A 12,376-nucleotide genomic window follows, 5' to 3' on the forward strand; every position below is an offset into this window, starting at 1 on the left:
CCAATTAAATTTTTATGATTATGGAAGCAACAGCAATTCAATCAGTAGAGAAAAACATCACAATGGTAGCATTGGCAAACGTGCAGCCGAGCAATTACAACCCACGTAAGAATTTTGACGAAGCGAGCCTTGCAGAACTTTCCGAGAGTATTCGTCAGCAGGGTGTGTTACAGCCTATTGGAGTACGCCCAATAGAAGACAACCGCTTTGAGATTGTTTTTGGAGAACGCCGATATCGTGCCTCCCTCATGGCAGGATTGGAAGACATTCCGGCTGTCGTTATGGAAATTTCAGACGAAGTTGCCGAAGAAATGGCGGTAACTGAAAACCTCCAGCGCAAGGATGTTACCCCGATAGAGGAAGCAAATGCCTACCAAAAGCTCATTGATAGTGGTCGCCACGATGTGCAGTCTTTGGCGGTGCAGTTCGGTAAAAACGAAAGCTATATCCGCACACGCCTTAAATTCGTTTCCTTAATGCCCGAAATCGCACAGCTTTTGGAACAGGACGAAATCACAATCAGCGTAGCGAGCGAAATTTGCCGTTATGGGGAAGATATTCAGAAAGAGGTGTACAACAAGCATCTTAAAGAGGGGATGCAGTACAATAGTTGGCGAGGAATGAAAGCCTCTGATGTTGCACGGAACATCGAACGGCAATATACCACCGACTTGGAGCGATACGCATTTGACAAGACCCTCTGTCTGTCGTGTCCTCACAATACAAATAATATGATGTTATTTTGCGAGGGTGGTTGCGGAAATTGCGCCAATCGTACTTGCCTTGCTGAAATGAATGCAGCATATCTCACGGAGAAAGCCGTGCGCCTTATGGAAGAACGCCCTGAGGTATCCCTCTGCTATGAAAGTTTCAACAGCAATGAAGCCGTAGTAGAACGTCTTACCGCCATGGGTTACGAAGTGGAAAGCCTTAACTATTATGCAAAGGCATATCCCGAACAGCCCGAAGCACCCCGAAAAGATGAGTACGACACCACCGAAGAATACGAACAGGCACAGAGCGAGTTCGAACAGGATTTGAACGATTACACGGAAGAATGCGAAGAAATCCGTACCCGAAGTGAAGCAGGTGAAATCATCCTTTATTTCCGTATTGAGAGCAAGGACATCGTACTCTGTTATGTTCCGAAAGTTACCTGTACTACCAATGACACAAAACAGGAGCAGACGCTTTCACCGGTAGAGAAGTTGGAAAAGCAAGACAAACGCAACAAGGAAATTGCCCTTGAAAAGACTGTAGAGGACACAAAAAAACAGATTTTGGAGGTTGATATGTCCGATTGCAAGTTTGGGCAAGACGAGGACAAGATGATTTATTTCTTCTTGCTATCATCCCTCCGCAAAGAGCATTTCGAAGCGGTAGGTATCGAGGAAAAAAAGCCTTATTCCTACCTTACAGATGAAGAAAAGATAAACATCATTGCCAACCTCACGAGCAAGCAGAAAGCGATTATTCGCAGGGATTTTCTAATTGCTAATTTCAAGAACGCATACGGCAACAATGCCATTGCATCCCTCTTGCTTGACTTCGCACAAAAACATATGCCCGACCTGTTGGCAGACATCAAGAACGGACATAATGAAGTGTATGAGAAGCGTCACCAACGTATCGAAGAGAAAAAAGCCGTTCTTTTGGTGCAGGAACAAGCAAAGCAGGAAGCGGAGCAATCTGACAAACAGCAATCCGAAGTAGGGATGCAGACCGAAGAACAGCCACAAGAGGAAGATATTGCAGCTTAACCATAATCAGTAACCAACGAATAGAGGGTGGAGTAATCTGTCCTCTATTCGTTCCTAATTTGTAATTAGATTAAAGATGTTCACGGACAACTGCTCCAAACCGTTGTCGGGCGGCGCGTCTGCCGGGCAAACCCGCCATCCGCGCGATTATGCCTTTTCTATCCCATTTATAGCTACCTCCCGATACCCCGCCGCCACCCGTCTTCATTTATACCTATCAGTTTCCTCCTTTTTATCTTTTCCATCTTATTCCTTCTCCGGTTCCTTCCTGTCCTCGCCGATTGGTTTTCCAGACGCGAAGGTGGACTGCCACACTTGATTCCATCGCTTTGAAGTGCATTTTTATAAAATTCTTCCTTTCTGTGAAAGAGTAATTTTCCAAAAAAAGCGTTGGAAGTAGCTTGTTCGTCAGTCCTGTAAAGCATCTGTAAATCCCAAGCGGTTCAGACAGAATATAGAACCGAACAGAGGGAAGAAAAATAAATCATTAAAATTTCATGACAATGGACAACATCAAAGAAAGCAAAGAGTACAAACTTGCCAAAGAATGGGAAATGGCAGTGAATAGTTTTAGTTTCAATCCCAAGCGTTTTGCAGCCGCTATACCTGATATGCACCCCACACTGCAACAGAGCCTCTATAGATTGTTTAAGGAGTGCATCATTGTGATGGCGGATGAGACACGTCACTATGATGACCGCAATCGTGCATCACATGAAGAAGCAAAGTGTCTTATGGAATACCTCAAGACAAATGGAAAGCATATCCCATTAAAATAACAAGCGTATGAAAACACAAGAAGTACAATTTGGCGGCAATAACTATCCTTGCCGTGTGGTGGAATCCAACGAGGGTGAAGAACTCCTTATCGGCTCGATTACCTTGCTTGATGCCCTTCAGCCCGGTAGTTTCAACGATGAAAACGAAGGCTTCGCAAGCAAGGAAGCCGAAAGAATCTATGACGAGGTTTTCTTCTTTACCGACATGGCAAACCTGCGACTGACAGACGTAGAATTGGTTGCCGAACTGAAAAAGGACAACCCGGAATGGTTCGAATAAAAAAACAATAATCATCTTAAAAATAGCATAGTTATGGAAAAAGAGTATGTAATACAAATAGCACAGACCATTCAAGAGCAGTTGATAGGACTTACCCCTATGCCCGTCCTCATGTCATGGGGTATCGCAGAGTTTGCAGCCACCATCTTCAAAGACCTGCCTGCACTTCGTATCAAAGTAAACGGACTGTTACACACCGGATACGTCATTATTGCACTTAATGGGTCGGACTATTATGAGGTATATCTGTTGAAAGGCAAAGATGCAGAGTGTGTCAATGAAGAAGTTTGTTACAACGAGTTAGGGGATGTCATTGACAGGGCAATTGAATGCGGTACTGACAAAGAGGAATACGAAAAAATTGCCATCAGCAACTCACCCAATTATTAAGCAGGTAGCTCTCCTGATAAACCAGAAGAAGAGATTAGTTAGTAGTAAACCGCCAGTACGATTGTACTGACGGTTTTTGTTTTTGTTGTTTTTATTTACATTATATGTCAGACAGCCGGATTTTTATTTCGCGTTGCGCTTATTTTGAACGTCTTTTATCATCTCTTTCACATCTTGCCCCACTTGTACGAAGTTTTTATATAGGATGCGCTCCCGTTCCTCTCTCGACTTGAAAGTGTAGAACTTCGGCAGCGGCACATACGCCGCTTCTTCTTTCTTGATTTCTGCCATATCAAAATCTGTTTTGCAGAAGAACTTTGTAGTCTTGAACTCTTCCGATTCTTGAATATTCATTGAACCGCCCATACCTGTTTTCGTCTTCACAAAGTCCCGTGCCGTCTGACCGCATATCCATCCGGTTGCCATATCCGAGATTTTCGAGGCAGGCACAAGGTTATCCATATTCTCATTGAGATTGATACTTGTTTTGTCCCGGTCAATAGTCACGCCTTTTTTGACCTGGACCACCTTGCCGAAGATGTCATTGGACAACCATTCCAGCGTTTCTTTGGCACGTGCCGAGCCGCTTACCACATTACCTACCGTCGTAATGATCTTTTGCATACCTACCTTACCATAATCGGCTTCCAGTTGCGGTAGTTCCTGAAAGCCGAGCGTTACACTCACCTTATTGCTTCGCGCCGTACCTATCAGACGGTCTATTTTGTGAAAGTAAAGTGTCGGTAACTCGTCCACTATAATACTCACAGGAATATTTTTCCCCTGCCCGGTATTCACACGGGTAACGAGACGGTTTAGGATAAGAGCGTTCAATGCACCGATGATGGATTCCATTTCCGGGTCATTTGCAATCAGCAGGTAACTCGGATTCTTCGGGTCACTCACCTTCAGGTCGAAGTCATCGCCATCCCGGTGGAATATCCAGTAGCTCTCTTTGGTTGCCAGACGCGAGGTATAAACACGTAACGTGCCAATCATACCCTCCAATTGTTCCATTGCCTTATTTTTGAAAGCTGTCTGGAATGGACCAAGCAGCGGAGCAACCTCATTGTCAGTTTCCAGTACCTCGAAAATCGTCTGATAACTTTCATTCAAGAATGACAGAATATGTGGCATGTCCGAATACTTTCCCAGCCAGTAGGCAGGTTCCACGATATTGCCGCCTTCACGGTCGCGCACGATACCTGTCGGTTTCCAGAATTTGGTCTGCGGATCTTGCTGTCTTTCCGCATATAGAGGCTTGCCGTTGGCATCGTAGGGTTCACGTTCATAATTCACGAAGAAGTAGATACAAGCGGCAAGGAAGTTTACCGCCGAGGTTTGGAAGAACTGGTCGCTTCCGCCGCCTCCCTCTTTCTTACCCTTTTGTAGGCTTTCCAATAATGTTTCCGCCGTTTCGCTGGCCGCCGCAAGATTGTTGATGTACTTTGCCTGAATTGGATTCACCCGACGGCTGTACTCCACATCCACAAAATTAATCATGTTGAACTTGCACCCTTGGGGTACTCTGCCCAGTTTCTCGTTCTTCTTGTAATGGTAGTAGAGCTTGGTCGCCAATGTAGGAAACTTGTAGTCATACACCACCATGGCGAAACCTTTGGCCGAATGCTGTCGGATAAACGGCTCTATGATACTGAAAGTCTTACCCGATCCCGGTGTTCCAACTACCCATGTTCCTCGAAAGCAGTTGCTTACAGAAATCCACCCCTTACGGAATTTACCCTTATAGTAGTATCGCATGGGGATATTTACGCTGTATTCATTCTCGACTTTTTCTTCACATTGTTCAAAACTTTCATTCTCGAAGTTGAAACGGTCTTTCATCAGTCCCTCCTTGATGAACTTTGAAATGTTGTCTAATGCGATATGTACCAGTACTACGCCAGCAATGGAGGCAATCATATAGAGAATGATATTCAGAGGTAAGGTATAAAGCCTTGTTTCCATCGTATGGCCGAACAGCCATACAGAGAGTACGAGCAGCAATAACCCACTCGTCAATGGATACACCACCTGCCGGCGTGCGTTGAACTCCAGATGCTTCTTGTTCCGCGTTCCGACACAAGTGATGCAGATAAGCAGTACCGTTGCGATTTTGCTGTACACAAGATTGCCGTCGTGGTAAATCATCCATTGTTTGATGCGTCCGTGAATGTCGGTCAGTATGCCGCCCCAGTGGTCGAGCATTGCAGGGTCAATGGCATATTCAAAGAACTCCAGCAGCACGGACACATATACCACTGTGCGGAATATTTTATAGAACCCTTGCAATTCCTTACTTTCTTCCATAAGTCAGTCTGTTATTAGTCCTTGTTTTCTACGATACCAATGATTACCTACTCTGATTACATCCATACCGAACCATGCACCATTCTCGTTCAGTTTTGTTTTTATCTTATCAAGTGTTACCGGACCGATACCCCAGATTTCCATGAGATATTGCTCGTTAAGATGAATCAGGTCTCCGATATATAATATTCCATGAGATTCAAGATGGCTTTTGATGGATGGGGTAATACCCAAACTGAATACCGGTTCCGAGAGATAGTGTACTTCTTCTGCCTGAATGTTATTCAGGGCTATTTCAAGCCCCACTTTGATTCTTTTGAGAGAATCAAGGCGTTCTTGCATCTTTTGGATGACAAGCTCGTCTTGCTGTATCTCATTGCGTAATTGGGTTGCTCTCTTTACAAGTTCGGCATTACTTCTTTTCAACTCTCCGTTAATATCCGCCATTGACAGATTACTTGTTTCAAGCTCGTTTCGTGTGCGGTCTAATTGCGTGACAAGTTCCTCCAGTCTGTCGGCATGACGCTTCAAGATTGAATTTTTTTCATTATCGGCAGTCATTTCGTCCAAAAGGTAGCCGAACCTTTTAATTTGAAAATTAATATCTTCTTTATCCGATGCTATGGAATCTGCGAGTTTTGCCAGTATTTGTCGGCATGAATTACCTTTCATGGACTTATACATGAGGACAATTCCCAATATCATCAATGCTATGCTGAAAAATATATCCGTATCTTTCATATCTTTCTATCTTTTATTCGTTTATGGTAATTATAGGGCGTACTTTGTGCGCCTGTACTTTAGGTGTTTCCTGCATTGCGCCGCTCCCCATGGAATAGAGCCATGCCTTGGCTGTCTGTTGCTTTTCGACTTCTGTGGATGTCCAGTACCAACAGTCGTTTTCATCCAGTGGTAACGGCTCACCGCCACATTGTTCGATGACAGGGTTGATTATCTTTCGCATGGTGTAGAGCAGCCGCATCTCTGCCACGGACGGTACATAGGCACTCTGCCCGTACCGCCATAGGTCGAAAACCGCTTCTGCCATTGGCGAAGCGGTTTCTTGTGTATCATACAGTGCGAATGTATTCTCATTGCCATCATAAGCCATGATGTCAGCCGATGTGCCTTGTGCGATGCCGAGGCTGTCGGCGAATGCCTGTGGAGCAATGTCCCACAGGTAAACTGCATAACCGTCCCCCTCCGTATCTCCGCGTTTTTCGGTATCGAAGACAACCGCTATCGCTTTTTTCCCCGATTGTTCATATTGTGCGTAAGGCAAGGCTGTTCCATCCTCGCAGAGGATATGTCCTGGACGAACTGCTGTATCGGGTACGTCTATATGCGTGTCACAGGCAGCGCAAAGCACGGCAGCCGTTGCCGCTGCCACCAAATGTATCTTTCGTATCATATTGCTTTCTTTTTTGTTTCCCTATTTTATAGGTAGTTTCACACCCAGCACGACACCTGCTCGCAGCACGTCCGCACCTTTTATCATCACATCGCTTTTCACTTGCCAATACAGTGTCCATCCGGCCCGTAGCACATAGTTGTGTTCGTAACCGAAGTGCAGGCCACCGAGGAACTTATTCATGTCGCTTCCGGCTGAAGCTCCGATACGCAGACTGCCATAGTGGTTGCGTCCCCGCGTCATGCACGGCTTGTAGGCCACGCCAAAACCGTAGCTGCGGTAGTTTCGCCAAAATGATTCCAGGCAGATATGCCCGCACGAAGCGCACTCTGCCCATTGTAGATAGCCGTTGACGAAGAACTCCCACGTATGGCGATAGTTCATTTCGTGTTCGTAGGCGAGCGTTATATCCATGCCGTTCTTGTAGAGTAGCCCTGTGCCAAGCGAGAGGCGTCCGCTACCTTGTTGTGCATTTGTACTTGCAGCGATACACACGCAGGTAATTATCACGATGATTGTCTTTTTCATAGTCATTCCTCCTCCAATAAATCTGCATGGAACGAATCTGCCGCCAGTATATCCTCATAGTCGATGTTCAGACTGATGTTACGGCCACTAATCTGTTTCTCCGTCATTTCGATGGTCAGTAGCTTGTCATTGGGAAAGGTCATCTTTTTCACGACAATCACATTCCGATAGCCGTGTCTGAATGTCTTGCCCGATTCCAGAACCAGGGCAGGTGTCAGTTCGATAGTCTGTGCGTTGGTTGCCTTGGCGAGTTTCTTGTCTGTCAGCTTTATCCGTATCTCATCAATGTCAAAACGGATGTTCGTCTTGTTCTCGATGGAAAAGTCTATGAAGAAGTAGTCACCCACCGAGTAGATATTGTTCAGACGCATCACCATGCGGTGTGCTTTGGTAGCTACGTTGCGGATTTTTGCAGGTGAGTTCCAGATGCGCCGTGCATGATGTGTCATGTCGGCAGTGGACATTGAGACTGCCGGATTGTTGTACGCATTACGCTCTTGTAGCAATATCTCCTTATCTGTTACTGCCTCTTTCATCCTTGTGGTATAAATCAGTGCGTATTGTGTGCGGTATCGTTCCGTCACAATGGTGACGATGGCGAGTATTTCACCATCCTCGTGTCCGCTTTCCTTGGGCTTTAGGCGAATGATGTTGTCAATGGGCTGATCGCCCGCCACCTTGTCAGTGGAAATATCCACGAAACGCACCGGTTCCGATGCAGTGATGACAGTTGTTATCTGTTCGTTTACCGTCAGTTGTTCCATTTCTTCGTAGGTAGTTTGTGCGTTAGCTTTCGGTAAAATGGAAATACCTGATAGAAGCATAATGCCAAATAAATTCCTTTTCATTGAAATACAGAGTTATAATTGAAAATTCATGATTGCTTTATTCTCTTGCGAATTGATATTTGCCTTATCTGGGATGTCATCCTGCATACAACTTGGAGATTTGTCCGTAACATCTATCTGTTCGAATATGATTTGTTTCGGAAGTATTTTATGGCAGAAATAGCTGCTGTTGAACGGTACGTTTTTCCCTTTTCCGAACTGAATACGTTTATCGAACATGAGTAATTCCAGATCAGTATTCTGGAAAAGTCGGCAGGGTGCTACGTTGTTCAGCCAATAGTTGGACATCAGCAAGGCGAATGGTTTTCCGAGTTTCAGACAGCGTTCAAAGACTTCCACCTTCCGGCTGAAAGGAGGATTGGATACGAGTATATCCCATTGGGACGGTTCATAGTTGAAAAAATCCTGTCCGTTATAGATATGGGAATACACGACATGGAAACCGGCATCCTTGAATTTCTGCACAAACTCACTGCGCTTCGTATCGAAAGGACACCAGACTATCTTGCCTTCGGGTATATATTTGATAATGGGTAATACACCATATCCCGGTGTATATTTTTCATCTGTCGGATTCCCGTATAATTTTTTTAAGTAGTTTGAAGATTTCATAGGCACATGATTAAAAATATTTATATTGATTTCTTTTCCCTATTTCGCTTCATTTCTTTATCTGCCTGGCACGCGCCCAAGTACAACGTCCCGTCCGGGTCATTTGGATTTCACATTGCCAAAGAGTGCCCTTCTCCACTGTTTTGAAATTAACATTCCCGTATCTTGGTCCGTAAAAACCGGTATGTTTTTGAAAAGCGAATAAGGCAATCCTCCGTCTGTCTTCTGTTCGGAAGTTGCATATTAGGGCAAACTGCCCTCTGTGATGCCACCATTCGGTACTCACAAGTTTTCCGATAAATGTTTCGGCTTTATTTGGGGCTATATAGTCCGCATAATAAAGCCCATCCGTACCTTTGTGATATTCTGATAAATCTGTTTCCATGTCATCATCGTTTTAATTCCTTTTTTCCTGTCCGTTCACTAAATACACGAAAGTTCCGTATTTCAACTTGACTTTGTTTTTCTTGATAGCTTTGCTAATGGCATTGCTTGTTTTCTGGTAGGCATTGTTCACCGCCTGCATCCCCCATTGTGCAAGGCTGTTTCCTGTTGTACTTCCCATACTCATGTTCATATTGCCCGACATTGCCCCGCTTGCTACATCCTTGCTCGTTTCCCGGAATTGGCTGTTGGGCACATACAGCCCCTCCATGCCATCTGTATCATAGAGTGAGAGACTCACTTTCACCAATTCGTCATTCACGAGGATGCTGCTGATATTACCTTTCACGCGCCCGGATGAGAATCCGCTTACCGTAGCGTACAGGTATGTTCCCCTTGCTATCACACACTCGCCAATCTCCACATCGTCAAGCAGGCGCAACCTCACGCGCGAGCCGTCCACCGCTTTGATGTTCTCGTCAATGATGGCTTGGATGAGTTTCGGTTCACGGACATTCTTCGACAGTGTGTTAAAGTAGTCCGAGGTTGTCTTCACCTTGCGTACCACCTCGCTGGGCGGTTCGTCCGCTGATGGCGTTTTCACAGCCCGGCTCTCTTCGTTGATGGTTCCGGAGGCTGCTGCTCCTTGTGGTGGAGCAATGTTGGCCGTGTCCGCTTCTGCCGGGGGTACAGTCGCGTTTTGCCCTCTCAGTCTCGCCTCTGCGAGTGCTTTTTCCAGTTCGGCAAGTGCTTCCTGTTCTCGTGTCTTGGCAGAGGCAATTTCCGCTGCCGCAGCTTTTTCCTGTTGTTCTTCCGTGAGCAGGTCGATGTCGTCCTGCGTGTATTTCGATTCATACTCTTCCTTGTTTTTATCGGGTTCTTCCCGGTCTATGTTATCTACAGCGGAGTAGTCTTGTATCTTACCCCATGATTTCGCCATATTCTCGTATTTGCTGCCTATGCCATCGTCCTTGATCTGTGCCCCCGGCAATTCGGGGTTCAGGAACTCCGTCGTCTGCAACGCCTTGTCTTGTATTTCTATCGTTTCTGTCTGAAACAGGTCGAAGATGAAATAAGACGTGCCGAGCAGGGGGAAATAAAGGATGGCGGGAAGCATATATTTCGGCTGGCGAAAATTGATTTTCTCCAATATCTTCATTATACATCTTTTAATTGAGTTGTACATATTTGCCTTCAATGGCACAATTTCTCAGTATCTCTGCGTTGTCTTCTCCGAAAGCTAATAGGATGCTACCGCGACTGGGAGAGTCACCTCGTGCTCCGTCTGGTCGGTAGAATCGGATGCGGTGGCGTAGGAATTTCATTCCCGTCGCTTTTGGGAAGATGACGTCCTGAAACATTTTGGAATCGCAACGGTTGAATAATAATGCAATGCCGTTGCCATGTTCTGCCAATTTCCGGACGAATAGCTCGATAAGAGGACGCGAATAGGGAGGATTGAGCCACACACGCCCTTCCCATATCTGGGACAACCCATCTATGTTCTGGTCATACATGACCTCGGCAGTCGGCCACAACGGACGGATGGGAGTGCAAGGGTCAAGGTCGAATTTGCCCAATGCGTCCAGTATCTCCTTTGGCGTGTACCATTCGTCTGACGAACGGACTGATTTTTCAAGCCGTGTATTCATAAGTATTCTTTTATTGTGGTTTGTCCCCTCTGTTTTTATGTTCCCTTATTTCGACTTCCTGCAACAGCTTGTGCCGTTTCCGAAGCACAGAATCCTGCATTTCCGTCGCCGTGCGACTTGCCGGACTGTGTCTGTACACAGTTACCAAGCGGTAGGCGTTCCATACGAAAGCTCCGATGACGAATGTAAAGACGATGACCAGAAACAGCGTCCGGTGTGCGTTGGCAAAGCCCTGCACCTTGGCCGCCGCTTGGTCGATGCGTGTCGCCTTGGCGAATTTATGCCCGGCCTGCACCTCTCGCTCGTAGCGTTCCTTGTACTGCGGGTCATCTTTGTCCGGCATCTTCTCGCCGAACAACATCCGTTTGAATCCTTTGATATTCATATCTTTGGTGATTTAATAGTTACTCTTTGTTTTTTGCTCGATATCTTTGTTCAGCAATGTGCGCCAGTTTACTATGAGCAATCCATGCGGATTATTGTCCGTTCTCGGCACACGTTTAAGTTGCCCTGCCGTAACCAGTTCGCGCATCAGGATATTACTCCGGCGCTCGATTCGCTGCCGACCATAGTAGGTGAACTCCATATTCTTTTTGTCAAAGGAGATACTGTCACAGAATATCGAGAACACCGCGCTCGTACCCAATATATTGGAGTAAAATCCCTTTTCCTTGAGGGTATTGTACTGTGCCAGTCCCGTCTCATCGACCAGGTACATCGCTTTTTCCATCGTATAGCGGATGTATTTGTCGTCCGGTGCGAGAGTAAAAAAGTAATGGTGAAACATTTCTACGTGGCTCTTGGCCTCCACGTCCAGTGTTTCGTCCATCGTCGTGCGGGTTACGAGTATAGGTACATTTCCGTCCAGCACATACACCTTTTTCTGCGCGTCCGTTACCATTGTCCGGGCAGTCCAGATACTTGATACGCTGATGATGATACACCCTGCAAGAAAAGCAGTGCAGATGATGCCCACCAGTCGGATTTTATTCTCCAAATGTTTGATGACCATATACCTTTATTTTTTCTTGTTAGACAATCGTGTGTATTCGTCATGTAACATTGTCATGACTGTATCATGCAACTCCGTCAGAAATTTTTCGAACTTCCCGTCAAAAAGCTGTGTGTAATCTTCCCGCATGATTACATGCACGAATATCCACCAGACACGGCGGTTTCGATTCTTGGCATTTTTCTGCAATTTGACCAGTTGCAGACGATAGGTAAGGTAAGTCATCATAGGGACAATATATCGGTTGTCCCATGTAATGGCTTCGTCCAGTTCTTCATATTCCGGATCAATTCGGTGGTTAGGTGCATAAACGAGTTCTTCGCTTATGCGTTCATTTGCATAGTGCACGAAACGCTCGTTCCTGCACCATTTCTCAATTTTCTGTTGTACATTCATCTTTTGGATATTTA

17 protein-coding genes are annotated in these 12,376 nt (G+C 45.7%); 4 read left to right on the forward strand and 13 right to left on the reverse strand.

What is annotated here, in order from left to right; translation table 11 throughout:
• The first annotated feature begins 20 nt into the window (after positions 1-20).
• Positions 21-1,760 (forward strand): ParB/RepB/Spo0J family partition protein, encoded by a 1,740-nt coding sequence (locus KSX81_RS26310; protein ID WP_181989547.1) that lies wholly within the window; start codon positions 21-23, stop codon positions 1,758-1,760.
• Between the two features lie 70 nt (positions 1,761-1,830).
• Here KSX81_RS26310 and KSX81_RS26315 read toward each other — a convergent pair whose 3' ends face one another.
• Complete coding sequence (locus KSX81_RS26315; protein ID WP_081305297.1) at positions 1,831-1,968, reverse strand: hypothetical protein; 138 nt, start codon at positions 1,966-1,968, stop codon at positions 1,831-1,833.
• A gap of 295 nt (positions 1,969-2,263) precedes the next feature.
• Here KSX81_RS26315 and KSX81_RS26320 point away from each other — a divergent pair, with 295 nt between their 5' ends.
• The 3 genes from KSX81_RS26320 to KSX81_RS26330 are packed head-to-tail and all read left to right on the forward strand — an operon-like array spanning position 2,264 to position 3,209.
• A complete protein-coding gene (locus tag KSX81_RS26320) occupies positions 2,264-2,539 on the forward strand; it encodes a hypothetical protein (protein WP_065739955.1) in 276 nt (91 codons plus the stop codon).
• Positions 2,540-2,546: 7 nt separating this feature from the next.
• A complete protein-coding gene (locus tag KSX81_RS26325; RefSeq protein WP_004310164.1) occupies positions 2,547-2,819 on the forward strand; it encodes a hypothetical protein in 273 nt (90 codons plus the stop codon).
• Positions 2,820-2,852: 33 nt separating this feature from the next.
• A complete protein-coding gene (locus tag KSX81_RS26330) occupies positions 2,853-3,209 on the forward strand; it encodes a hypothetical protein (RefSeq protein WP_004310165.1) in 357 nt (118 codons plus the stop codon).
• A gap of 123 nt (positions 3,210-3,332) precedes the next feature.
• Here the strand turns inward: KSX81_RS26330 and KSX81_RS26335 are convergent, their stop codons facing one another.
• From KSX81_RS26335 to KSX81_RS26390, 12 genes are read right to left on the reverse strand one after another with little or no spacing between them, the layout of a single operon-like run.
• Positions 3,333-5,519, reverse strand: a complete 2,187-nt coding sequence (locus tag KSX81_RS26335) for a type IV secretory system conjugative DNA transfer family protein (RefSeq protein ID WP_004310166.1) — start codon at positions 5,517-5,519, stop codon at positions 3,333-3,335.
• Positions 5,520-5,522: 3 nt separating this feature from the next.
• On the reverse strand, positions 5,523-6,260 hold the full coding sequence (locus KSX81_RS26340) for a DNA-directed RNA polymerase subunit alpha C-terminal domain-containing protein (protein ID WP_004310167.1): 738 nt from the start codon (positions 6,258-6,260) through the stop codon (positions 5,523-5,525).
• A 13-nt stretch (positions 6,261-6,273) separates the two neighbouring features.
• A complete protein-coding gene (locus tag KSX81_RS26345) occupies positions 6,274-6,930 on the reverse strand; it encodes a DUF1566 domain-containing protein (protein WP_004310168.1) in 657 nt (218 codons plus the stop codon).
• 21 nt (positions 6,931-6,951) lie between these two features.
• On the reverse strand, positions 6,952-7,464 hold the full coding sequence (locus KSX81_RS26350; RefSeq protein ID WP_065739942.1) for a hypothetical protein: 513 nt from the start codon (positions 7,462-7,464) through the stop codon (positions 6,952-6,954).
• The gene (gene traN, locus KSX81_RS26355) at positions 7,461-8,306 is read right to left on the reverse strand and encodes a conjugative transposon protein TraN (RefSeq protein ID WP_007218152.1); all 846 of its coding nucleotides are present in this window, start codon (positions 8,304-8,306) and stop codon (positions 7,461-7,463) included. The genes KSX81_RS26350 and traN overlap by 4 nt, the downstream gene beginning before the upstream one ends.
• 12 nt (positions 8,307-8,318) lie before the next feature.
• Complete coding sequence (locus tag KSX81_RS26360; protein WP_007218153.1) at positions 8,319-8,918, reverse strand: hypothetical protein; 600 nt, start codon at positions 8,916-8,918, stop codon at positions 8,319-8,321.
• Between the two features lie 49 nt (positions 8,919-8,967).
• On the reverse strand, positions 8,968-9,303 hold the full coding sequence (locus KSX81_RS26365) for a hypothetical protein (RefSeq protein WP_004322067.1): 336 nt from the start codon (positions 9,301-9,303) through the stop codon (positions 8,968-8,970).
• 12 nt (positions 9,304-9,315) lie between these two features.
• A complete protein-coding gene (gene traM, locus KSX81_RS26370; protein ID WP_032577472.1) occupies positions 9,316-10,461 on the reverse strand; it encodes a conjugative transposon protein TraM in 1,146 nt (381 codons plus the stop codon).
• A gap of 10 nt (positions 10,462-10,471) precedes the next feature.
• Positions 10,472-10,954, reverse strand: a complete 483-nt coding sequence (locus KSX81_RS26375; protein WP_217725899.1) for a DNA N-6-adenine-methyltransferase — start codon at positions 10,952-10,954, stop codon at positions 10,472-10,474.
• Between the two features lie 10 nt (positions 10,955-10,964).
• Positions 10,965-11,339 carry a hypothetical protein gene (locus KSX81_RS26380; protein WP_117833884.1) on the reverse strand — a complete coding sequence of 125 codons (375 nt, stop codon included), beginning with the start codon at positions 11,337-11,339 and terminating at the stop codon, positions 10,965-10,967.
• 12 nt (positions 11,340-11,351) lie between these two features.
• Positions 11,352-11,966: a conjugative transposon protein TraK gene (gene traK, locus KSX81_RS26385; protein ID WP_004310175.1), complete on the reverse strand. Its 615-nt coding sequence runs from the start codon at positions 11,964-11,966 to the stop codon at positions 11,352-11,354.
• Positions 11,967-11,972: 6 nt separating this feature from the next.
• Positions 11,973-12,362 carry a hypothetical protein gene (locus KSX81_RS26390; protein WP_004310176.1) on the reverse strand — a complete coding sequence of 130 codons (390 nt, stop codon included), beginning with the start codon at positions 12,360-12,362 and terminating at the stop codon, positions 11,973-11,975.
• Positions 12,363-12,376 lie beyond the last annotated feature (14 nt).

Origin of the sequence: Bacteroides sp. MSK.18.37 (assembly GCF_019129155.2) — a bacterium.
In the GTDB taxonomy this organism is placed as follows: Bacteria; Bacteroidota; Bacteroidia; order Bacteroidales; family Bacteroidaceae; genus Bacteroides; species Bacteroides ovatus.

Coding starts and splice junctions, on each gene's coding strand:
- traM (WP_032577472.1), bottom strand. CDS start 10,461: ATGAAGATATTGGAGAAAATCAATTTTCGCCAGCCGAAATATATGCTT.
- KSX81_RS26320 (WP_065739955.1), top strand. CDS start 2,264: ATGGACAACATCAAAGAAAGCAAAGAGTACAAACTTGCCAAAGAATGG.
- KSX81_RS26375 (WP_217725899.1), bottom strand. CDS start 10,954: ATGAATACACGGCTTGAAAAATCAGTCCGTTCGTCAGACGAATGGTAC.
- traK (WP_004310175.1), bottom strand. CDS start 11,966: ATGGTCATCAAACATTTGGAGAATAAAATCCGACTGGTGGGCATCATC.
- KSX81_RS26310 (WP_181989547.1), top strand. CDS start 21: ATGGAAGCAACAGCAATTCAATCAGTAGAGAAAAACATCACAATGGTA.
- KSX81_RS26390 (WP_004310176.1), bottom strand. CDS start 12,362: ATGAATGTACAACAGAAAATTGAGAAATGGTGCAGGAACGAGCGTTTC.
- KSX81_RS26340 (WP_004310167.1), bottom strand. CDS start 6,260: ATGAAAGATACGGATATATTTTTCAGCATAGCATTGATGATATTGGGA.
- KSX81_RS26315 (WP_081305297.1), bottom strand. CDS start 1,968: ATGAAGACGGGTGGCGGCGGGGTATCGGGAGGTAGCTATAAATGGGAT.
- KSX81_RS26335 (WP_004310166.1), bottom strand. CDS start 5,519: ATGGAAGAAAGTAAGGAATTGCAAGGGTTCTATAAAATATTCCGCACA.
- KSX81_RS26345 (WP_004310168.1), bottom strand. CDS start 6,930: ATGATACGAAAGATACATTTGGTGGCAGCGGCAACGGCTGCCGTGCTT.
- traN (WP_007218152.1), bottom strand. CDS start 8,306: ATGAAAAGGAATTTATTTGGCATTATGCTTCTATCAGGTATTTCCATT.
- KSX81_RS26380 (WP_117833884.1), bottom strand. CDS start 11,339: ATGAATATCAAAGGATTCAAACGGATGTTGTTCGGCGAGAAGATGCCG.
- KSX81_RS26360 (WP_007218153.1), bottom strand. CDS start 8,918: ATGAAATCTTCAAACTACTTAAAAAAATTATACGGGAATCCGACAGAT.
- KSX81_RS26330 (WP_004310165.1), top strand. CDS start 2,853: ATGGAAAAAGAGTATGTAATACAAATAGCACAGACCATTCAAGAGCAG.
- KSX81_RS26365 (WP_004322067.1), bottom strand. CDS start 9,303: ATGGAAACAGATTTATCAGAATATCACAAAGGTACGGATGGGCTTTAT.
- KSX81_RS26325 (WP_004310164.1), top strand. CDS start 2,547: ATGAAAACACAAGAAGTACAATTTGGCGGCAATAACTATCCTTGCCGT.
- KSX81_RS26350 (WP_065739942.1), bottom strand. CDS start 7,464: ATGACTATGAAAAAGACAATCATCGTGATAATTACCTGCGTGTGTATC.